This window comes from Allohahella sp. A8 (assembly GCF_047946665.1).
In the GTDB taxonomy this organism is placed as follows: domain Bacteria; phylum Pseudomonadota; class Gammaproteobacteria; order Pseudomonadales; family Oleiphilaceae; genus Allohahella.
The window spans coordinates 1,143,016-1,162,615 of the sequence record NZ_CP172312.1 but is presented as its reverse complement, the minus strand read 5'-3'; the positions used below and the strand labels follow the sequence as shown (position 1 = coordinate 1,162,615).

At 58.5% G+C, this 19,600-nt stretch carries 19 protein-coding genes; 12 read left to right on the top strand and 7 right to left on the bottom strand.

What is annotated here, in order from left to right; all coding sequences use genetic code 11:
* Nucleotides 1-4 precede the first annotated feature (4 nt).
* Both ACH3PB_RS05540 and ACH3PB_RS05535 read right to left on the bottom strand, forming a co-directional pair.
* The gene (locus tag ACH3PB_RS05540) at nt 5-703 is read right to left on the bottom strand and encodes an HdaA/DnaA family protein (RefSeq protein ID WP_416398445.1); all 699 of its coding nucleotides are present in this window, start codon (nt 701-703) and stop codon (nt 5-7) included.
* 8 nt (nt 704-711) lie between these two features.
* The gene (locus tag ACH3PB_RS05535; RefSeq protein ID WP_416398444.1) at nt 712-1,410 is read right to left on the bottom strand and encodes a CDP-alcohol phosphatidyltransferase family protein; all 699 of its coding nucleotides are present in this window, start codon (nt 1,408-1,410) and stop codon (nt 712-714) included.
* Nucleotides 1,411-1,552: 142 nt separating this feature from the next.
* Between ACH3PB_RS05535 and purM the strand changes: the two genes are divergently transcribed.
* The 5 genes from purM to ACH3PB_RS05510 all read left to right on the top strand — a co-directional run bounded on the left by purM (nt 1,553) and on the right by ACH3PB_RS05510 (nt 5,472).
* A complete protein-coding gene (gene purM, locus ACH3PB_RS05530; protein ID WP_416398443.1) occupies nt 1,553-2,686 on the top strand; it encodes a phosphoribosylformylglycinamidine cyclo-ligase in 1,134 nt (377 codons plus the stop codon).
* The gene (purN, locus tag ACH3PB_RS05525; RefSeq protein ID WP_416398442.1) at nt 2,683-3,399 is read left to right on the top strand and encodes a phosphoribosylglycinamide formyltransferase; all 717 of its coding nucleotides are present in this window, start codon (nt 2,683-2,685) and stop codon (nt 3,397-3,399) included. Before purM ends, purN begins: the two co-directional genes overlap by 4 nt.
* A complete protein-coding gene (locus tag ACH3PB_RS05520) occupies nt 3,383-4,189 on the top strand; it encodes a DUF3108 domain-containing protein (protein WP_416398441.1) in 807 nt (268 codons plus the stop codon). The genes purN and ACH3PB_RS05520 overlap by 17 nt, the downstream gene beginning before the upstream one ends.
* Nucleotides 4,190-4,297: 108 nt before the next feature.
* The gene (locus tag ACH3PB_RS05515) at nt 4,298-4,756 is read left to right on the top strand and encodes a GNAT family N-acetyltransferase (protein WP_416398440.1); all 459 of its coding nucleotides are present in this window, start codon (nt 4,298-4,300) and stop codon (nt 4,754-4,756) included.
* A gap of 80 nt (nt 4,757-4,836) precedes the next feature.
* A complete protein-coding gene (locus ACH3PB_RS05510) occupies nt 4,837-5,472 on the top strand; it encodes a LysE family translocator (RefSeq protein ID WP_416398439.1) in 636 nt (211 codons plus the stop codon).
* 64 nt (nt 5,473-5,536) lie between these two features.
* Here ACH3PB_RS05510 and ACH3PB_RS05505 read toward each other — a convergent pair whose 3' ends face one another.
* Genes ACH3PB_RS05505 through apbC form a run of 4 tightly spaced genes read right to left on the bottom strand, consistent with a single transcriptional unit; the run spans nt 5,537 to nt 9,744 of the window.
* On the bottom strand, nt 5,537-6,829 hold the full coding sequence (locus ACH3PB_RS05505) for a valine--pyruvate transaminase (protein ID WP_416398437.1): 1,293 nt from the start codon (nt 6,827-6,829) through the stop codon (nt 5,537-5,539).
* A gap of 50 nt (nt 6,830-6,879) precedes the next feature.
* Nucleotides 6,880-7,689: a DUF416 family protein gene (locus tag ACH3PB_RS05500; RefSeq protein WP_416398436.1), complete on the bottom strand. Its 810-nt coding sequence runs from the start codon at nt 7,687-7,689 to the stop codon at nt 6,880-6,882.
* Nucleotides 7,689-8,288: a dCTP deaminase gene (dcd, locus tag ACH3PB_RS05495; RefSeq protein ID WP_416398435.1), complete on the bottom strand. Its 600-nt coding sequence runs from the start codon at nt 8,286-8,288 to the stop codon at nt 7,689-7,691. The genes ACH3PB_RS05500 and dcd overlap by 1 nt, the downstream gene beginning before the upstream one ends.
* A 58-nt stretch (nt 8,289-8,346) precedes the next feature.
* Nucleotides 8,347-9,744: an iron-sulfur cluster carrier protein ApbC gene (gene apbC, locus ACH3PB_RS05490; RefSeq protein WP_416398434.1), complete on the bottom strand. Its 1,398-nt coding sequence runs from the start codon at nt 9,742-9,744 to the stop codon at nt 8,347-8,349.
* Nucleotides 9,745-9,802: 58 nt separating this feature from the next.
* Here apbC and metG point away from each other — a divergent pair, with 58 nt between their 5' ends.
* The 6 genes from metG to ACH3PB_RS05460 all read left to right on the top strand — a co-directional run bounded on the left by metG (nt 9,803) and on the right by ACH3PB_RS05460 (nt 16,808).
* Nucleotides 9,803-11,932 carry a methionine--tRNA ligase gene (gene metG, locus ACH3PB_RS05485; protein ID WP_416398432.1) on the top strand — a complete coding sequence of 710 codons (2,130 nt, stop codon included), beginning with the start codon at nt 9,803-9,805 and terminating at the stop codon, nt 11,930-11,932.
* A 10-nt stretch (nt 11,933-11,942) separates the two neighbouring features.
* Nucleotides 11,943-12,524, top strand: coding sequence for an electron transport complex subunit RsxA (gene rsxA, locus ACH3PB_RS05480; protein WP_416398431.1), 582 nt, complete (start codon nt 11,943-11,945; stop codon nt 12,522-12,524).
* Between the two features lie 2 nt (nt 12,525-12,526).
* Complete coding sequence (gene rsxB, locus ACH3PB_RS05475) at nt 12,527-13,063, top strand: electron transport complex subunit RsxB (RefSeq protein WP_416398430.1); 537 nt, start codon at nt 12,527-12,529, stop codon at nt 13,061-13,063.
* On the top strand, nt 13,063-14,616 hold the full coding sequence (locus ACH3PB_RS05470) for an RnfABCDGE type electron transport complex subunit C (protein WP_416398429.1): 1,554 nt from the start codon (nt 13,063-13,065) through the stop codon (nt 14,614-14,616). Before rsxB ends, ACH3PB_RS05470 begins: the two co-directional genes overlap by 1 nt.
* A gap of 123 nt (nt 14,617-14,739) precedes the next feature.
* Nucleotides 14,740-15,744 carry a class 1 fructose-bisphosphatase gene (gene fbp, locus ACH3PB_RS05465; RefSeq protein WP_416398428.1) on the top strand — a complete coding sequence of 335 codons (1,005 nt, stop codon included), beginning with the start codon at nt 14,740-14,742 and terminating at the stop codon, nt 15,742-15,744.
* A 23-nt stretch (nt 15,745-15,767) separates the two neighbouring features.
* Nucleotides 15,768-16,808, top strand: a complete 1,041-nt coding sequence (locus tag ACH3PB_RS05460; protein WP_416398426.1) for an energy transducer TonB family protein — start codon at nt 15,768-15,770, stop codon at nt 16,806-16,808.
* A gap of 65 nt (nt 16,809-16,873) precedes the next feature.
* Here ACH3PB_RS05460 and ACH3PB_RS05455 read toward each other — a convergent pair whose 3' ends face one another.
* Nucleotides 16,874-18,592: a carbohydrate-binding module family 20 domain-containing protein gene (locus ACH3PB_RS05455; RefSeq protein ID WP_416398425.1), complete on the bottom strand. Its 1,719-nt coding sequence runs from the start codon at nt 18,590-18,592 to the stop codon at nt 16,874-16,876.
* A gap of 205 nt (nt 18,593-18,797) precedes the next feature.
* Here ACH3PB_RS05455 and ACH3PB_RS05450 point away from each other — a divergent pair, with 205 nt between their 5' ends.
* Nucleotides 18,798-19,562 (top strand): exodeoxyribonuclease III, encoded by a 765-nt coding sequence (locus tag ACH3PB_RS05450; RefSeq protein ID WP_416398424.1) that lies wholly within the window; start codon nt 18,798-18,800, stop codon nt 19,560-19,562.
* Nucleotides 19,563-19,600 lie beyond the last annotated feature (38 nt).

Below are 19,600 nucleotides of genomic sequence, written 5' to 3'. Positions count from 1 at the left end.
CTGCCTACCAGCCAAGTGTCTTGCGCACGAAGGGCAAGGTCAACGACCGCTTGTAGGTCCACGCTGCACGGTCGATCTGGTCGAGCGCAGCATCGACACTATGCATGTCCCTGGGCAGGCGCAGCAAGAGATACTGAGGCAAGGCGGCATCGAACTCGAGACCACGCTCCTGCAGCTTGAACTTCATCAGCCAAAGCAATTCGTCATCGTCGGGACGGGGCACCCGGATCACCTGCATGGCGTTAAGGCGCGAAGCGAGGTCCTTGAGCCTGATGTCGAGCCCCCTTGGTGGCTGGCGCGCCGCCAGCACCAGGTGCCGCTCGGCGTCACGGTAGCGATTCACGAGGTGGAAGAGGTGCTCCTCATACTCATCGAGGCCGGCCACAAGATCGACGTTATCCAGACAGAGCAGATTAAAGCCGTCGAGATCGGCAAGCATTCCAGCGCTGCCAGCCTGCTTCAGTTCCGCGAGATCGAGACAGGCCGCATCACTGGCTGGCAGGGACGCGACACTGGCATATAGCAACCAGGACTTGCCGCTGGCAGCCTCGCCATGGAGAAAGACGGCCGATCCGGCCTCAGCCCAATGCCGCTCGAGCTTTGCCTGAACCGGCTTTTTTGAATCGACCGAGTTGGCGAAGCTGGCCTGCGTGCCCAGCGCGAGTCCGAGTGTGAGCTGCGAGGGTAAGTCGGGAGCAGGCATAGGCGCCCTCACCCCCGGCCTTTCATGCGACTGCGCTCGAAAATGAAACGCCCGCCCCACAACATGACATAGTGAACGCCACTGGCCAATGTAACCGCAGCAGCGATCCAGTGCGCGACGCCGACCAGATCGTCGAGGCGCTGCGGATCGCTGAAGAGTCTGGCGATTGTGCTGCCGAAGGGCAGTTCCGGAAACTGGAGTGCAAGGGTGGACGCTGACTCCTGGAGCGCCGTCACTATCAGCAGCACCAGCACAAGAAACAGGATTTGAATGAAAGTGGAGAGCTTGCCCAGCCAGCTTGGCTGCATCTCGTACTGCCCGACCAGGTAATGGTAGGCAAGTGCGCCACTGACCAGGATGATATCCCGACCGTAGACGATGAGCGTAAGCCACCAATGCACCACACCACTCACGGAAAGCATGGCGAACGTGACGATCATGAGAAGTTTGTCTGCCAGGGGATCGGCGATAGCGCCGAAGCGGGATCCCCAGTCGTAGCGCCGCGCCAGGAAGCCGTCGATACCATCCGACAGACCGGCGACGAGAAACAACAGCAGGGCGAGACCGTAGTTCTGCTGCCAGAGCAACCAGGCGATAGGCACGACCAATATGATGCGCAATATCGTTATGGCGTTAGGGAGCCAGCGGAACTTGTCGAGCGGCGAACTGCGAGTCGCACGGGATTCGGATTTGACGCTTGATGACACTGCGGCTTTGCTTCTTATGCTTTATTTGAGGCTGAACATGTCACTTGAGTTTACGGCATTCACCCATGGCTGGCGATAGCTGATGAAAATAAGCCCAAAAAAGCGTAAGGTAGCGCGCATTTAGCCTCGCAGGAAAAGCACCATGAGTTCGGATAACGGCAAGCACCCCAAAGATACGTCTTCGGCAGGCGGACATGACTCGCTGAGCTACGCCAGTGCTGGCGTCGATATTCAGGCCGGCAACGCACTGGTCGAGCGGATCAAGTCGACAGCAGCCCGCACCCGTCGTCCTGAGGTCCTGGCGGGCCTGGGCGGTTTTGGCGCCTTATTCGAACTGCCGACCGGCTATCGTGAGCCGGTACTGGTCTCAGGTACTGACGGCGTGGGAACCAAGCTGCGCCTGGCGATGCAGATGGGTCGGCACGACACGATTGGTATCGACCTGGTGGCGATGTGCGTCAATGACCTCATCGTGCAGGGTGCCGAGCCGCTCTTCTTTCTTGACTACTATGCCTGCGGCAAGCTCAGTGTCGACATGGCCAAGGCCGTGGTCGATGGCATCGGTGAAGGCTGCGTGCAAGCTGGCTGCTCACTCATCGGCGGCGAAACGGCCGAAATGCCTGGCATGTACGAAGGTGACGATTACGACCTGGCCGGTTTCTGTGTCGGCATAGTGGAAAAGAGTCGCATCATAGATGGCTCACTGGTCCAGGAAGGCGATGTCATCATTGCACTGGCCTCGTCCGGCCCGCACTCCAACGGTTATTCACTGATCAGGAAGATCCTCGAGCGCGAACAGGCTGATCTCGATCGCCCCCTTACGGAATTCCTCAGCGAAGCCGGTATCGACGCCAGCGCAGACAGCGCAACCACGCAGTCATTGGGTGACACCCTGATGGCACCGACCCGTATTTATGTGCGGCAGGTTCTGGAGCTGCTGCAGTCGGTTCCGGTTCACGCCATCAGCCACATCACTGGCGGCGGTCTGGTCGAAAACATTCCCCGCGTACTGCCGGAAGGAATGAAGGCGAGCCTGGATCTCAATACCTACGCGCTGCCCCCGGTTTTCAGCTGGTTACAGCGCAAGGGCAAGGTCGACTGGCGCGAAATGTATACTGCCTTCAACTGTGGCATTGGGCTCGTGCTCTGCGTCCCTGCTGCACAAGCCGAGGCCGCCATACAGCATTTTACCGCTTGTGGTGAGCAGGCCTGGCAGCTTGGCTCCATCGAGAGCCGCAAAGGTGACGAAGAGGCTGTCGATCTGATCGGTCTATGAGCCAGGCCTTCCGACTCGTCGTTCTGATCTCCGGCAATGGCAGCAACCTGCAGGCAATACTGGATGCCATCAGCGCCGGCCAGCTGAAGGCTGTCGTGGCCGCGGTAATCAGTAATCGTGCAGATGCTTACGGGCTCCAGCGTGCTGCGGCCGCCGGCGTCCGGGGTGAAGTGCTGGACCACGGTAGCTTCGCGAGCAGGGAAGCTTTCGATGAAGCGCTCGCAGAGCGCATAGACGCCTATGCACCGGACATCATCGTGGCTGCCGGTTTCATGCGGATCTTTTCGACAGGCTTCGTCGACCGATTCGCCGGACGAACCATCAACATCCACCCTTCCCTGCTGCCGGCCTATACCGGGCTGCATACTCATCGGCGCGTGCTCGATGATCTGCGTGGCGGTGGTGCTGCCATACACGGCTGCAGCGTTCACTTCGTGACTGGCGAACTTGACGGCGGCCCCTGTATTGCACAGGCCAGTGTACCCGTGTTTCACGGTGACACGGCCGAGGCCCTTGCCAAACGTGTCCACGTCCAGGAGCATCAGTTGCTACCTCAGGTTCTGATGTGGCTCAGCGAGGGTCGCGTCGGTTATGATCGGGTAAATGAGATGCCGGATCGCATCTCGCTTGACGGGCAGTGTCTGCCTCCGAGCGGGCTGCGCATCGACAATGTATTCAAGAACGAGGTGGAGAGTCATGAGATCCAGGACTGATCGTTGTTTCGAAACTGTTACACGCCGCCGAATGTCTGCCATCCTCGGCTCGCTGCTGCTCGGTGCTGCCGTCCTGCAGTTCGTATCCGCGCCCATCCAGGCTGCGGATGCCAATGCCAGCAAGTCCGTCGAGCTCGTGCCGATTACCGCCAAATATACGGCTTCGTACAAGAAAGGTGTGCCCATCAAAGGCAGTGCCGTGCGCTCACTCGAACGACTCGAAAATGGCCTGTGGGACTACACCTTCCATGTGGAAAGCTGGGTAGTCGATATCAAGGAAAACACGAAGCTTCGTTGGGTGGATAATCAGGTGAAGCCACAGCTGTACGAATATGAACGTAGCGGCTGGGTTGCTGGCCGGGAGCGAAGTTACAAATTCGATTATGAAGCCGGCAAGGTTCTTGTGAATCGCGACGGCGACAAGCTGGAAGCGCCTCTGACAGAAGGCCTCCTCGACAAGCTCGGGTATCAGCTACAGCTGAGAATGGATCTTGCCAGGGGTCTCACTGACATGTCCTACGACGTTGCCCACCGCTCCGGCTCGCGGAAAATGGCATTCGCGGTGATCGGTGAGGAAACAATTACAGCTAACGGTTTTGACATACCAAGTGTAATCGTCGAACGCATTCGCGAGGATGACGATGATGATCGAGTAACCAAACTCTGGTTCGCCAAGAACCTGAATTATGTGCTCGTGAAGATGGAACAGAAAGAACCTGATGGCGAAGAATACGAAATCCTGCTCAGCGAAGCTGTAGTCGACGGCAAGACGATCAAGCTGGACCTGTAGCGCTACAGGTAGATCAAGTACTTCCGCACATTAAAGGCTCAGCCGGTATGAGCCCAGCGTTACGCCGCTGGCTTATGCCAGCGATCAACGACAATATTCTCATATGCGATGAATGTAAGCATCACTGAAATATCCCCGGCGAGTTCGGAAGCCAGGCAGCTGTTCAAGCTTCTGGATAAACATAATCTTTCACACTGTCCGCCAGAGGTATGCAACCTGCTGCAACCGGAAGAAATGGAAGCGATAGAATCCATTCTATTCGGTGTATTTTGTCATGGCGTTCTGTCGGCTATCGGGGGCTTGAAATTTCATCCTGACTACGCTGAGGTGACAAGGATGTATGTCAAGGAAGAGCACCGCGGCCAGGGCTTCGCCAGATGTTTACTGGAACGACTGAAGCAGGAAGCCGTTTCAAGAAATATCAGTGTTCTGAAGCTTGAAACCAGTGAGAACTTCAAAAGCGCCATGAACCTCTATACGAGGCACGGATTCGAGCTCTGCGCCCCTTTTGGGGAGTATGTGGATAGGCCGTGGAATACTTACATGCATTGGAGGAACGGCTCATAGCAGGCGGTCGCAGCCGACACCTAAATGTTCCTTGCGCAATAGTCTGCTGAAAGTATCACCCTTCGACTGGGAGTATGAGAGTGTTCGAGTATACGATTTTACATTGGGTGACTTTCCTGTCAGCAGCTGTGCTTCTGAACCTTTCCCCAGGGCCCGACATCGCCTTCATTCTTGGACAGACGCTGCGGAATGGACGACAACAGGGACTTACTGCGATGCTCGGCATTTGGACAGGCGCTGGACTGCATGTTGTCATGGCTGCAGCCGGACTTTCCGCAATCCTTGCCAGCTCAGCTCTGGCCTTTTCGGTTGTTAAATGGTTGGGCGCTGCTTATTTGATCTGGCTGGGGATAAAAATGTTGTGTTCGCATAGCACCCCACTTGCGTCCGATGAGGCCACAAATAGCCAGAGAAAATCTTCTGCTTATTGGCAAGGGGTGCTGGTTTCTGCGCTTAATCCAAAAGTAGCCATTTTCTTCCTGGCTTTTCTGCCGCAGTTCGTTGTAGAGGGGGCGGGCTCCACTGGCGCTCAGCTCTTTCTCCACGGTAGCCTGATAATTGTCGTGGCCGCGTTTGTGGAGTTGCCTTTAGTATTGGCGGGAGCTCGGCTGGGTTCATTTTTGAAGAGTAATCGCAAAGTCAGCCTCTGGATGGACCGGGGACTCGGCGCCTTATTCGTGACTTTGGGTGTACGTCTCGCTGCGACTACAAAGTGACTTGAGCGGACGAAGACTCGAAAATAAACAGCTGCTTCATAGCGGCTGCTGAGCTGTCACCGTTTCAAGCAGACAACGCCCTGACCTCATCAGCAATGATCCCGATGCCGCGGGCGATGGCCTCATCATCCTGTGAATAGGTCAGACGCAGGCACTGCTCGGCATGGGTCCAGGGCTCGGCCAGACCGGGGAAAAAGTAATGCCCTGGCACGACCAGCACACCCCTGGTCTTGAGTCGCTCGTAGAATTCATGTGCAGTTACCGGAAGTTCCGGCAGCCACAACCAAAGGAACATCGCGCCTTCCGGATCATGGATGACATAATTGATCCCGTCGAAGTGCTGCTCGAAGGCGGCCAGCGCCCTGTCGCGCTTACCGCGGTAAAAGGGCTCGATGATCTCGGCACCAAAATCCAGCAGGCTGTCGTCGGCCAGCCAGGGTTCCGCGATGGCGGCGCCGGCACTGCCAGGCGCGAGCCCCGTTACAGCCGTTACGCTGGCCAATGCATCGATTACAGCCTCATCCGCAATCACGATACCCGTACGCAGCGCCGGTAAACCCAGCTTCGACAGACTCAGACACAGGATGGTGTTCTCATTCCAGTGCGGCTCGACAGGCGTATAGAGCTGACCTGGAAATGGCAGACCATAGGCGCCGTCGATAATCAGCGGAATGTCGTGCGTTCGCGCCAACGCATCGAGGTGCAGTAGTTCCGCATCGGTGACCACGTTGCCGGATGGATTCGTCGGCCGCGACAGGCAGATAGCTCCGATCGTCGGATCGCACCAGGACTCGTTGATGGGCAGGCTGTCGAAATCGATTCGGTATTTGAAGCGATGCGGCGCGTACTGATCGATAATGGGCCGCACGCTCACAAACATGTCATCACCCACACCAACATCGGCATAGCCGATGTATTCAGGTGTCATCGGCAGCAGTATCTTGCGCGCCGGCGTTTCATCCGCAATCTCAGGATTCAGGCCATCGAAACCGCCGGCGAGCATGTTGAACAGGGCGAAAAAAGCTGACTGGCTGCCATTGGTCAGCGCGATATTCTGCTCCGTCAGCGGCCAGTCATAACGGCGCCGAAGCATGGCGGCCAATTCACGCCGGAAGCTCACGCTCCCATGAGGGCCATCGTAGATGCCAGCGAAACGCACGCTGGCATCATCAGACGAAGCAATTTCCAGCAAGCGTTTCTGCACAGCCGCAGTGATCTCCGGGATCATGCCCGGATTGCCGCCGCCCATCATGATCAAGTCGCCAGACGCCATGGCGCTGCCGAGATCCGTCATCAGCCGGTTGATACCGCTGCCGCTACCAAGACGCCTGGAAAAGCTTGAGAATACCCGTGCCATGATGCATGCCTCCTATCGCCCCGTTTCAGATCGGCTGGCCTCAGCCAAACCTATTCGCTTTCGAGACTGACGCCCAGGCTGCTGACGCCATCGTTGTGAGCGAGTGTCTGTATGCGCTTGAGGTTGCCGATCAGCTTTTCAGTCGGCACATCGAGCAGCAAGCGAACTTCGGTCTGGAAGCTAAGCTCAGCCTGCAGCACCTCATGCTGATCGAGATATGCTACCAGCGCCTCGTCGTCGGCCATCAGCTCGGCTGGTGTGCCTTCGAATTTCAGGTCTTCCGTTTCGAGCTCGATACGCGCATCGTCGTCGCCTTCGAGCTGGAGCTGCAGATAGTTGACTACGCTGTTGATCGTATCCTGCGCGCATTGCACTGGCCCGATGAACTTTGGCAGATCATCAGTCAGGTCATGCAGGCGCATTGCTTCTGCCAGGCTTATCCAGGCTTCCATGGTCAGTTCGAGCTGCTTACTCGCCAGCATCGCGCCATAGCTGTCATGTGCCGACCAGGTTTCGAGTTGCTGATCCAGGCGCTCGAGATAGAGCCGGATTTCGTCGGGACCGGTTTCCGATGAAGGCCGCTTGCCACCAGCTTTACCGCCGGGCTTGCTACCCGACTTGCCAGCGGAGCCGTCAGACGGCGTTTTCTCAGTGCTCAGGTGCTTCTCAAAGGCCTGCTGCAGTGCAGGCCAGAGGCTTTCGGTGAAGGCGGAAACGGCGCGAATACTACGCTGGTCGCCCAGCAATTCGGCGAAGAGCTGGCTATGAGGTAGTGCGCGCTGCGCCAGTGCGGCAGTGAAGGCTGTCGCACGCAGCCCACGCAGGCCCTTGATCTTCTGGAGGTGACGGTCGGACTGCATCAGGCTCTCGGCAGCGTGACGCCGCGCTGACCCTGATATTTGCCGCCGCGATCACCGTAACTTACGGCGCAGGCTTCATCCGACTGGAAAAACAGCATCTGCGCCACGCCTTCGTTGGCGTAGATTTTGGCCGGCAGCGTGGTGGTGTTGGAGAATTCCAGTGTGACGTGCCCTTCCCACTCAGGCTCAAGCGGCGTCACATTCACAATGATGCCGCAGCGCGCGTAGGTCGACTTGCCGAGGCAGATCGTCAGCACATCGCGAGGAATCCGGAAATACTCGACTGTGCGCGCCAGTGCGAAGGAGTTGGGCGGGATGATGCAGACATCACCGGAGAAGTCGACGAAGCTCTTTGAATCGAAGGCCTTGGGATCGACAGTCACCGAATGCACGTTTGTGAAGATCTTGAACTCGGTGCTGCAACGCACATCGTAGCCATAGCTCGACACACCGTAGGAAATGACCCGCGCAGACGGATCTCCCTGCTGCTGAACGCCATCAGGGCCGGGGCGATAGCGGACCTGAGCCGCCTCGAATGGTTCGATCATGCCATGGCTCTGAGCCATCTTCGTGATCCACTTGTCTGATTTAATACTCATTCTTCGGTCTCTTTCCTGGCTATCAGCCTTTGTGTTCGAGGCAATCAGTTCCGGGCCATCAGTCGTGGGCAATGAGTCCCGGTGCGGCATTCTTGGCATGCGCGCATCGAATTGCAAGCCGGGCGGACACATTTCGCGCCATATCCCGATAGATCAGACCAACCTCGGATTCTGGCTCGGCATAAACAGTGGGCCGGCCCCGGTCGGTCTGCTCACGAATCGTCAGGTGCAGCGGTATCTGCCCCAGCAGAGGCAGGCCATATTCTTCAGCCATGCGCGCGCCACCCTCACTGCCGAACAGGTGTTCACGGTGACCGCAGTTACTGCAGATATGCACGCTCATGTTTTCGATAACCCCCAATACAGGCACATCGACCTTTTCGAACATGCTCACCGCCTTGCGCGCATCCAGCAAGGCAATATCCTGCGGCGTGGTGACGATGACGGCTGCCGACAGGGGCACCTTCTGTGACAAGGTGAGCTGGATATCGCCGGTACCCGGCGGCAGGTCGACGATGAGGTAGTCCAGCCCCTGCCAGTGTGTCTGTGTGATCAATTGCAAGAGTGCGCCGCTGACCATCGGCCCGCGCCAGACCATCGGCGTCTTGTCGTTGACCAGGAAGGCCATCGACATGAGCTGAATCGGCGCTGCGCCGGCATCAGCGAAGACGTCGATGGGCTGGAAGAAGCGCGTGCCATCGAAGTCGATGATTTCAGGACGAGTACCCTCCGCCACACCGCACATCATGCCCATACTCGGACCATAGATGTCGGCATCGACGATACCGACCCTTGCGCCCTCGGCCTGCAGTGCCAGCGCCAGATTCACGCTGCTGGTCGACTTGCCGACACCACCCTTGCCCGAGGCAACGGCAATAATGTTGCGGACGCCGGGTAAGGCCGCGCTCTGCCCAGAGCTAGCCGCTGTGGATGGCTTGCTGGCATCGCGAGGCTGGATCAGCGGCGCGTGGCCGGTCTGCGGCCCGCCTTTCGGTGAGCGATCAGCGACCGGCAGTGCCTCGATGGCCTGGGAAAAGTTCAGTATCGGCACGTCGCCGTCTGGCAGGCTGACCGTCAGCAGGGTGCGCATCGCTTCATGGTGGCCGCTGCAGGCATAAGGCAGTTCGATACCGATGGCCTTGCCTTCACCCTGCAACTTGGCAAACGCCGTCACCGGCAGCGCCATATACGGGTCGATATAATGGGAAAAGGCCTCGACCAGCCCCTCACCGTATTCACTCAGCACGGCTTCATTGCGGCGCGTGCGTCTGTCATCGACCGGCCATGTAGTGTGCTGCTGGCTCACGGCCTCAGCCTCACCGCTCTCATTGCTGCTCATCTTCAAGCGCTCCTGTTCGTTGTCCGGGCCTGTTTCTTTACGTCTGGTGCGCATCATCCCGCGACCTTGAGGGGCCTCGCCCCCGGCTGGCTCCAGCATACCATTACGCGCTATCATACGTGCACCCGGCACAGCGCCGACTTTTCCTTCATTCTCCCAGTTCAGAACGGAACCGATGCCAAATCCTGCAGTCTCTTCAGTATCGACGGGCACAGCCGGCCAGCGCCGCATTCTCGTGACCAGCGCCCTGCCCTACGCCAACGGCCCCATTCACCTCGGCCATCTGCTGGAATACATCCAGACGGATATCTGGGTACGTTTCCAGCGACTACGCGGCCATCAGTGCACCTATGTCTGCGCCGATGACGCCCACGGCACTGCGATCATGCTCAAGGCGAAGCAGCAGGGCCTTACTGCAGAAGCACTGATCCAGCAGGTGCAGGCCGATCACGAGGCCTCGTTCAAGGGCTTCAATATTGGCTTCGATAATTATCACACGACGCATTCTGAAGAGAATCGAGTACTGAGTGAATCGGTCTACCTCGCCTGCAAGCAAGCCGGCGCCATTGTCGAACGTGATGTCGTTCAGGCCTATGACACCGAGAAAGGTATGTTTCTCTCGGATCGTTTCATCAAGGGCACCTGCCCGCGTTGCAAGACGCCCGACCAGTACGGCGACAACTGTGAAAAGTGTTCAGCGACCTATGCCGCTACTGATCTGATCGATCCGGTTTCAGTGCTGTCTGGCACGACGCCTGTGCAAAAAAGTTCGAAGCACCTATTCTTCGACCTACCCAAGTTCAGCGATTTTCTGAAGGAATGGACGCGTAGCGGCACGCTGCAACTTCAGGTGGCGAACAAGCTGGCCGAGTGGCTCGATGCCGGGCTGCAGGCCTGGGACATCTCCCGCGATGCACCGTACTTTGGCTTCAGAATTCCTGAAGAAGCCGAGGAGAAGTACTTCTATGTCTGGCTGGACGCGCCGATTGGCTACATGGCCAGCTTCAAGCATCTCTGCGACCGCCGCAGCGACCTGGATTTCGATGATTACTGGCGGCCTGGCAGCGACACCGAGGTCTATCACTTCATCGGTAAGGACATCATCAACTTCCACGCTCTATTCTGGCCGGCGATGCTGTCCTGCGCGGGCTACCGCACGCCGGATGGTGTATTCGCGCACGGTTTCGTCACAGTAGACGGGATGAAGATGTCAAAGTCTCGCGGCACGTTCATCGAAGCGAGCACCTATCTCGAGCATCTCGACCCCGAATACCTGCGTTATTATTTCGCGGCCAAGCTCGGCGCTGAAGTGGATGACATGGACCTCAACCTCGAGGACTTTACCGCCAGGGTGAACAGCGACCTCGTCGGTAAACTGGTGAATATCGCCAGCCGCTGCGCAGGCTTCGTCAAGAAGTTCGGCGGTCGGCTGTCGCCTGGGCTGGAGAACGCTGAACTCTTCGAGCAGTTTGCTGGCGCGTCGGAAACCATTGCCGGCTACTACGACGCCCGCCAGTACGGCCGCGCAGTTCGCGAAATCATGGCATTGGCCGACAAGGCCAACCAGTATATCGCCGACAAGGCGCCCTGGCAGATGGCCAAGGAAGCCGGTCGCGAGCAGGAGACGCTGGCGGTGTGTAGCCAGGGCATCAACATGTTCGCAGTGCTGATGGCTTGGCTGAAGCCAGTGTTGCCATTGATGGCAGAGCGCGCTGAAGCCTTCCTGAACACTACGCTGAACTGGACGGGCAAGCCTCAGCCGCTGCTGGATCATGAAATCGCTGCATTCAAGCCGCTGATTCAGCGCATCGAGCCTTCGGCCATCGCGGGTCTGATCAAGCCGGCCGATACAGGCAGCGATGCTTCGGCCGCGAAAGCGTCAGCCGGCAAGCCAGCAAAAGCGAAAGGCGGTAGCGCGAAGGCAGAAGCGCAGTCGACGCCGAAAACGCCTGCTGAACCGATAGCTGACAGTGGCGATACGATTTCCATCGACACGTTCTTGCAGACCGACTTGCGCGTAGTGCGGATCGAGCACGCCGAGCTGGTCGAAGGTGCTGACAAGCTGCTGAAGATCGAGGTTTCGCTCGGAGACTATGGCCCGAACCGCTTCGTATTTGCCGGTATCCGCTCGGCCTATCAACCGGACGACCTGAAAGGCCGGCTCGCTGTACTGGTGGCGAATCTTGCGCCACGCAAGATGAAGTTTGGTGTCTCAGAGGGCATGCTGCTGGCCGCCGGGGACAGTTCAGGCATCTTCCTGCTGGCACCGGACTCCGGCGCGACGCCCGGTATGCAGGTGCGCTGAAGCGCCGCAGATGGAAGGCTTCGCGCTCATTCTGCTAGGTACTGTACTGGTCAATAACTTTGTACTGGTGCAGTTCCTCGGGCTGTGCCCCTTCATGGGGGTCAGCAACCGGATCGAGACCGCGGTAGGCCTGTCCATCGCCACAACTTTTGTGCTGACGCTCGCGTCCGTGTGCAGCTATCTCATCGAGCACTGGCTGCTGCAGCCGCTGGGTATTCCCTTCCTGCGGACCATAGCGTTCATCTTCGCGATCGCAGTGGTCGTCCAGGGCACTGAAGCCCTGCTCCGGCGTTCCAGTCCGCTGCTGTATCAGTTACTGGGCCTGTATCTGCCGCTCATTACGACGAATTGTGCCGTTCTTGGTGTAGCCTTGCTCAATGTGAATGCGGCGCACAGCTTTGCCGAATCGCTGATCTATGGTTTCGGCGCGGCGGTTGGTTTCTCGCTCGTGCTGGTGCTGTTCGCGGCCATCCGCAGCCGGCTCGAGCTTGCAGACGTCCCCGCACCTTTTCAGGGCAGCGCGATTGGATTGATCACCGCAGGCCTAATGTCACTGGCTTTCATGGGTTTCACCGGCATGATCAGGTACTGACGATGCTGCTCATCATGCTATCGGCAACGTTCGCGCTCGGTGCGCTCGGTGTGGGCTGTGGCTTGCTGCTTCGACGCCTGAACCGACCGACTGATACCGCGAACGATCCTGGTGAGGCACTCATCGAACAGATCAATGCCTGCCTGCCACAAACGCAGTGTGGCCAGTGCGGACATCCCGGCTGTCGACCCTATGCAGCCGCCATTGCGGAGGGTGAGGCCATCAATCGCTGCCCGCCTGGGGGCGAGGATACCATCATCGTGCTCGCCGATTTGCTCGGGCGCGAGCCCCTACCGATGGATGCCGAGCGCGGCGAACAGAAGCCCCCCATGCTCGCGGTCATCCGTGAGGACGAGTGCATCGGGTGCACCAAGTGCATTATCGCCTGTCCCGTGGATGCGATCATCGGCGCATCAAAGTACATGCACACCGTGATCGCCAGTGAGTGTACCGGCTGTGAACTCTGTGTCGAGCCGTGCCCTGTAGACTGTATCGACATGGTAGCGATGCAGAATGACGCTACCGTGCGTGCCGGTTGATGTCGAATTTCCAAGCCCTCGTCCTGCCGCTGAGCCAGCGACCGGGTGCCTTGCTGAGGCCGCTGGTCAAGCCTGGCGATCAGGTCACTGCAGCACAGCCTGTTGCCGTCGCCGAGCCCGTGGTCGGCGGTCTTGTCGATCCCACTGGCGGACAGGTCCCGGCAGCCACGCTACACAGTCCGCTGGCCGGCACCGTCACTGACTGTCGCGAACATGAAGTTCTGCTGGGCGGCCAGCTCGTACAGGTGCCCTGCCTGATCGTCGAGCCCACGTTCGCGCCGGGCGAGTCGCTGAAAGACCACGTCCAGCTTGTCACGGCAGCCCCGAGCGCTGCTCGATCGCACATCATGGCGCGTATCGTTGCCGCACTCCCGAACGCGCTTGATAATCTCGCGTCGCCTTCGGCGCGTCATAAGGCGATGGACGCCATCGCCCACGACTCCGGCATTATCGGCCTCGGCGGCGGCGGGTTTCCGCTGCATGCCAAGCTCACAGCGTCGGTGTGTCGCATTGTTATCAATGCCGCAGAGTGCGAACCGTATGCCGATGCCGACAATGCGCTCATGCTCACTGCCCCCGGCGAAGTCATCGCTGGCTGCTTCCTGGTCTGCGCACTGCTCGGCCTGAACGAGCTGACTTTCGCCATCAAGCGCTCACTTAGCGCAGCCCGGGACCTGCTCGAGACCGTAGAAGCGCAACTGCGCCGGCTTTTGGGCAGCGAGCGACAGCTGCCACGAATTACCTTGCTCAACATACCTGCGCACTACCCTGCTGGCGCAGAGCAGCAGGTGGTCAAGCAGGCCTTCGGCATCGAAATACCAGCCGGAGAGCGTGCCAGCCAGGCCGGCGTCGCCTGTATCAACGTGTCGACCTTGGCAGCGCTTGGACGCTTCCTGCTGTGGCAAGAGCCACTGTCTCACAGGATCGTGACCGTTGCAGGCGCTGCAGTCGCACGTCCGGGGAATTATCGCGTACCGGTTGGCCTGCCGGCCGCCCAGCTGCTCGAGGCTGCGGGGCTGATGGAAGCGCGTCTTGCAGGCCTGGTCCACGGTGGCGGCATGATGGGCGTTCCACTGCAAAACACCTGGTTGCCGCTGGGCAAGTCGAGTTACTGCCTCGTCGCAGCAGGCTCGAACGATACTGGGTTGGCGGTGGAACATGCGGTCCGGCAGCGCAGTGGTCGGCCGCTCGATGCCTCGCCATGCATTCGCTGTGGCTTTTGCGAGCCTGTGTGTCCGGTCGGCCTGCTGCCACAGCAGCTGCACTTTGCTGCCGTGGCTGAAGATAGCGATTGGCTGCAGGCTTACCATCTCTCAGCCTGCATCGAATGTGGTGCCTGTGAAGCGGTGTGCCCCAGCAAGCTGCCGCTGGTCGCCGAATATCGAACTGCAAAACTCAACGAACACAGCAATCAGCTGGCCCGGCAGAAGGCGTCACACGCCCGCCTGCGCTTCGAGCAGCGCACCGAGCGGCTGCGCGTTGAGGCACTGGAGCGGGATGCCAAGCGCGCAGCGCGCAAAGCGGCCGCTGGCATACGACGGCCGAAACCCTGAGGAGGGCCTGGGAGCCGCTGGCGCCCGATCACCCGCAGTGACTTCCTGAGCCAAGGCGAAATGCTCTATACTGCTGGCCATTTTCTGAAATCCGATCACAGCAAAAGGCGTGCAGATACTCATATGAAAACATTAGGCGAATTCATCGTTGAACATCAGCATGACTTTCCGCATGCCACGGGCGAACTGTCCTCACTGCTCAGCGCCATCAGGCTGGCAGCCAAGGTCTGTCACCGCGAAATCAACAAGGCAGGCCTGGTCGACATCACGGGCGCAGCCGGCGAAACCAACATTCAGGGTGAAGCGCAGCAGAAGCTGGACGTCTATGCCAACAACAAGTTCAAGGCAGCCCTGGAAGCCCGCGGGGAAGTCTGCGGCATAGCCTCCGAAGAAGAAGACAATTTCGTTATCTTCGAGAGTGACCTGAGCCGCGATGGCAAATATGTCGTGCTGATGGATCCACTCGATGGTTCATCGAATATCGACGTTAATGTGTCGGTGGGCACCATATTCTCGATCTACAAGCGCATCTCCGAGCGCGGTCAGCCGGCACAGCTGGAAGACTTCCTTCAGCCCGGACACAAGCAGGTTGCAGCAGGCTACGTGGTCTATGGATCTTCCACCATGCTCGTCTTCACCACTGGTAATGGCGTGAACGGCTTCACCTACGATCCATCTCTTGGTGTGTTCTGTCTGTCTCACCAGAAAATCCAGACACCGCCGGATGGCCAGATCTACTCAATTAACGAAGGCAATTATCACAAGTTCCCGCAGTCGGTGAAGCAGTACCTGAAGTACTGTCAGGAGCCGGACGATGCAACCAACCGCCCATATACAGCGCGGTATATCGGCTCGCTCGTTTCCGACTTCCACCGTAATCTGCTCAAGGGCGGCATCTACCTCTACCCCTCGACCGCTACCAATCCTGAAGGCAAGCTGCGTCTGCTGTATGAATGCAACCCGCTCGCCTTCCTGGCAGAACAGGCTGGTGGCATAGCTTCGGATGGCCGTGGCCGTATCATGGATATCGTGCCGACCTCCCTGCACCAGAGAACGCCCTACTTCATTGGCTCATCGAATATGGTGAAGCGGGTGGAAGCGCTCGTTGCTGAACTCGATCAGTCCTGAGCCGGTCGTAGTGTCTGACAGGTGTGAGATTACGTAAGCAAGCGGCCAGCGCAACGCTGGCCCTTAGCGTCCTGCTGCATCTTGCCGTGTTCTGGTATTTTGCTGAGCGTTTTCCCACCTTGTCCGAACGAGCCGAACAGGCGCCAGCCACCAGCGTTGAAATTTTGCTGAAGGCGCCGACGCCTGCGCCGGTGGTTGCTGCACAAGTGCCCATCGAGCAGTCAGAGCCCGAAGAACCATCCCCGGAAGAGCAGACCGCACATGCACCGCGTGACGACGGTGAACAGCCTGCTCAAACCAGCGCGGCGCCGGCACCTGCTGAAGCAGAACCCCTACTATTGCCCGACCCCGAACCAACGAGTCCCGTGGCAAGCACTGCTTCCGCGCCGCTAGCGCCAGCAGAGCCATCACCATCCGAGCAAACGTCACCAGAGCCATCGCCAGCACCGGCAGCCAAGACGCCACCAGCTGAGCTCGCGGCGCTTGGGGCCAGCCCGGCGCCTGCCCTGCAAGCGGAAGGTCTGCCTGAACTTCAAGAGGCTATGGCTGAACAGCTGCAGGATTCTTCAGAGCCAATCGACGACGCCACTGTTATCGAACAGATGTCGGCGGCGTTCAACGGCCGACTCGTACCGCTTGACGATCAGACCCTGGCAGACGCCAGTCTGGTCAGCAATGCAGAAGGCAGTAGCCGAAACGCGCGTATCGCGGATGAAGGATTCATGGTCAACCTGTATCTCCGACGAATGACGGAGCAGGTCTATGCCAGCTGGAAAGACTGGTATGAATGGGAGCAGAAGCACAGTCGCCGACGTGCGATCACCGGCACCATCAGCTTCCAGGTTTCGGTCACTGGCAGGCTCGAATCAGCTCGAGTCAGCAGAAGCAGTGGGGATAGCGATTTCGACCAGTCGGCGCTGCAGGCGCTCAAGAGCGTCGATCGATTCGCCGTGCCAGAAGACCCGGCCGTGACAGCCCGCTATTACCGCCGGTTGCGATTCCACTTCAGTACCGAAAGCCGCGAGATTGGCGCCATACTGAAAGCAGGCGCCTCGGCTGGCTAAAGCCGATTGAAGTAAATGGAGAGAGCTGACGCTGTGCTGGCCGAACCAGCACAGCGTTAGTCAGCCTAGAAACGCCCCTGTGATGAAGTAGCCGCTGCTTCAACGAGGTTGTTGCTACCACCCTGCCACTGCACCTGTTGCGCCGGGTTGGTTTCACTTCGCTTGAGACACTTCCACTCAACGGCGGTCTGCGCCGGCAGCGCGACGGTACCCGCCCAACGAGGATAAGCCACTGGGTCGAGCTTGACCGCTGCAGCCGGACTCCAGTTGCCAAGCTCGTCCGACCCGCCGACAGCATATACGCTTTGGCCGAACACTGTCTGGCCGTTATCGCAGCTCAATTCGACAGACTTCATACCGGGCTCCGGTTGCGGATCAGTCCGCCCACCGAGCAGCGACTGCTGGTGTATGGCGATCGCATCGCGTCCTGTCACAGTGATGGCCGCATAGCCACCACCGTCTACCACGATAGTTGGCCCGGTGCAGGCACCGTTTGCAAAATCGCCATGCATCACATCGCAATACTCGCCTGAAGGCATGCCGGTCTGCACCACAGTGCTCCAGGTATCGGTGCGGTTGTTGAGCGCCACGTAGCCAAGCCCCCCGCGGCCGAAGGCGAGCCGGTTCGGACCGTCGGTCGTCACGTTGCTGGTGTACCAGTTGGGCGAGGTCACCTCACGGAATTTCACCATATTGCCGGTGCCGCCCCAGCGATGCTCACACACCCAGCCGCCGTCGAAGCAGCTGTTGCCTGAATGCACGCCCGATACTGGCGGCCCCTGGTTCTCATCGTTGAAGTAGTAGCTCGACATCAGTCGCGCATAACCGTATGGATAGGCCAGCATGAAGGTGTTGGCCAGGTAATACATGCCCTGCGGGTCCTTATAGCTCAGGGTGTATTCAGGGTGCTGGCGCTGATCGTCGTGGTTGGCGACGAAGGTCAGCGCCTGACTGCTGTCGACCCGGCCAGACCAACGATTGAAGTCGATCAGATTGGCGATGGTGCCATTGCGGAAGTTATATGCCAGGTCCCGCTCCATCGCGAATTCCGTAACATCCGCAATCGAGACATAGTCCTCAGGCTGAATGGCCTCACCTCCGGCGCGGATGACCTCGAGAAAGATATAAGGATTGCCATTGATATTGTTTACGATGGCAGCCACGTCGCCAGGTGGTATGTGTTTGGCTGCGTCCACGCGAAAACCCTTCACGCCGATATTGGTGAGATCATTGAAATAATCGATGATCTTGCCTCTGACGTAGCCTGACTCGGTCTTGAGGTCCTTCAGACCTACCAGATCGCAGTTCCATACCTCATCGGCGTTTCGATAATTGATACCGGGGCAGTTGCGTTCGTGGAAATCATTGGGGCCATAAGGCACCTCTGGATAGTCCAACCTGCCCGCCGCCATGTGATTGACAACCATGTCGACCACGATATCGACACCGACGGCACGACAGCGCTGAACCATGTTGATGAACTCAGCACGGTTGCCGCTGCGACTTTCCAGCCGATAACTCACTGGCTGGTAGCGCGTCCACCATTGCGGTCCTGGAATATGTGCCTGCGGCGGGCTGACCTGCACTGCGGTAAAGCCCTTTGGGCCAAGGTAGGTTTCGCACTCTCGGGCGATATCCGCCCAACGCCACTCGAATAGATGGACCATCACATTGGCTGACGCCGCAACAGGCCACATGGATGCGCAAGCCAATGCGCCAGCAAGGATGGATTTTTGAAATGGCTTGAGTGCGGCAGAAGCCGCCAGCCGTGGTAAAGTAAGCATAAGCTCTCCGGTTTTTTATTGTATTTGTCTGGTACTGCTCAATGTTTGACCATGATGGTCAGCAATCGAAGCTATCAGCGCATTTGCCAATGCGGATCATCCTTTCGCAAAATACTCAGGGCGTAGATGCGAGACCCGGTTTTTTCGGGTACCCGTCCCCTGTACCGGTAAAATTCAAATCTGAACCAAGGACCACATTATTCCAATGCGACTGATCTCCTGGAACGTCAACGGCATCCGCGCCGTCATGAAGAAAAGTTTTGAACAGCAACTCAAGGACATGGCACCCGACATACTATGTCTGCAGGAAACCAAGGCCCAGGACGAACAGGTGGTGGAAGCGCTCAGTGGCATCGATGGCTATCACATCTACACCAATTCGGCCGAGAAAAAGGGCTACAGCGGTACAGCCATTCTGACGCGCGTAGAACCCCTGGCGGTGGAATATGATATGGGCGTCGCTGAACACGACAACGAAGGCCGGGTCATCGCTGCGGAATACGAAGACTTCATCCTGGTCACGGTCTACACGCCGAACTCCGGCAGCGAGCTCAAGCGACTGGGCTACCGATCGAGTTGGGACGCTGACTTCCTGACCTACCTCCGCCAGCTCGAGACACGCAAGCCACTGCTGGTCTGTGGCGATCTCAATGTCGCTCACCAGCCGATCGACCTCGCACGGCCACAGGCCAACTACAATAAGGCCGCAGGCTACATGCAGGAAGAAATCGATGGCTTCGTCAACCTGATGGGAGCCGGGTTCAAAGACACGTTCCGCGAGCTACATCCGGAAACGGTGAAATATACCTGGTGGAGTTACCGTGCAGGTGCCCGAGCACGCAATGTCGGCTGGAGGATCGACTATTTCCTGAGCTCGCCGGCGCTACTGCCGCGCGTAACTGACGCCTTCATCTATAATGATATCGATGGCTCTGACCACTGCCCGGTTGGTGTCGAACTGTCGGCCTGAGTGGCTGAGCGATACTTCAGGTTTCCAGGGGTAACCTT

Bases quoted from the DNA above. Each gene is read 5' to 3' on its own strand.
- ACH3PB_RS05540 (WP_416398445.1), bottom strand. From the start codon at position 703: ATGCCTGCTCCCGACTTACCCTCGCAGCTCACACTCGGACTCGCGCTG.
- purM (WP_416398443.1), top strand. From the start codon at position 1,553: ATGAGTTCGGATAACGGCAAGCACCCCAAAGATACGTCTTCGGCAGGC.
- purN (WP_416398442.1), top strand. From the start codon at position 2,683: ATGAGCCAGGCCTTCCGACTCGTCGTTCTGATCTCCGGCAATGGCAGC.
- ACH3PB_RS05520 (WP_416398441.1), top strand. From the start codon at position 3,383: ATGAGATCCAGGACTGATCGTTGTTTCGAAACTGTTACACGCCGCCGA.
- ACH3PB_RS05515 (WP_416398440.1), top strand. From the start codon at position 4,298: ATGAATGTAAGCATCACTGAAATATCCCCGGCGAGTTCGGAAGCCAGG.
- ACH3PB_RS05505 (WP_416398437.1), bottom strand. From the start codon at position 6,829: ATGGCACGGGTATTCTCAAGCTTTTCCAGGCGTCTTGGTAGCGGCAGC.
- ACH3PB_RS05500 (WP_416398436.1), bottom strand. From the start codon at position 7,689: ATGCAGTCCGACCGTCACCTCCAGAAGATCAAGGGCCTGCGTGGGCTG.
- dcd (WP_416398435.1), bottom strand. From the start codon at position 8,288: ATGAGTATTAAATCAGACAAGTGGATCACGAAGATGGCTCAGAGCCAT.
- apbC (WP_416398434.1), bottom strand. From the start codon at position 9,744: ATGATAGCGCGTAATGGTATGCTGGAGCCAGCCGGGGGCGAGGCCCCT.
- metG (WP_416398432.1), top strand. From the start codon at position 9,803: ATGCCAAATCCTGCAGTCTCTTCAGTATCGACGGGCACAGCCGGCCAG.
- rsxA (WP_416398431.1), top strand. From the start codon at position 11,943: ATGGAAGGCTTCGCGCTCATTCTGCTAGGTACTGTACTGGTCAATAAC.
- rsxB (WP_416398430.1), top strand. From the start codon at position 12,527: ATGCTGCTCATCATGCTATCGGCAACGTTCGCGCTCGGTGCGCTCGGT.
- ACH3PB_RS05470 (WP_416398429.1), top strand. From the start codon at position 13,063: ATGTCGAATTTCCAAGCCCTCGTCCTGCCGCTGAGCCAGCGACCGGGT.
- fbp (WP_416398428.1), top strand. From the start codon at position 14,740: ATGAAAACATTAGGCGAATTCATCGTTGAACATCAGCATGACTTTCCG.
- ACH3PB_RS05455 (WP_416398425.1), bottom strand. From the start codon at position 18,592: ATGCTTACTTTACCACGGCTGGCGGCTTCTGCCGCACTCAAGCCATTT.
- ACH3PB_RS05450 (WP_416398424.1), top strand. From the start codon at position 18,798: ATGCGACTGATCTCCTGGAACGTCAACGGCATCCGCGCCGTCATGAAG.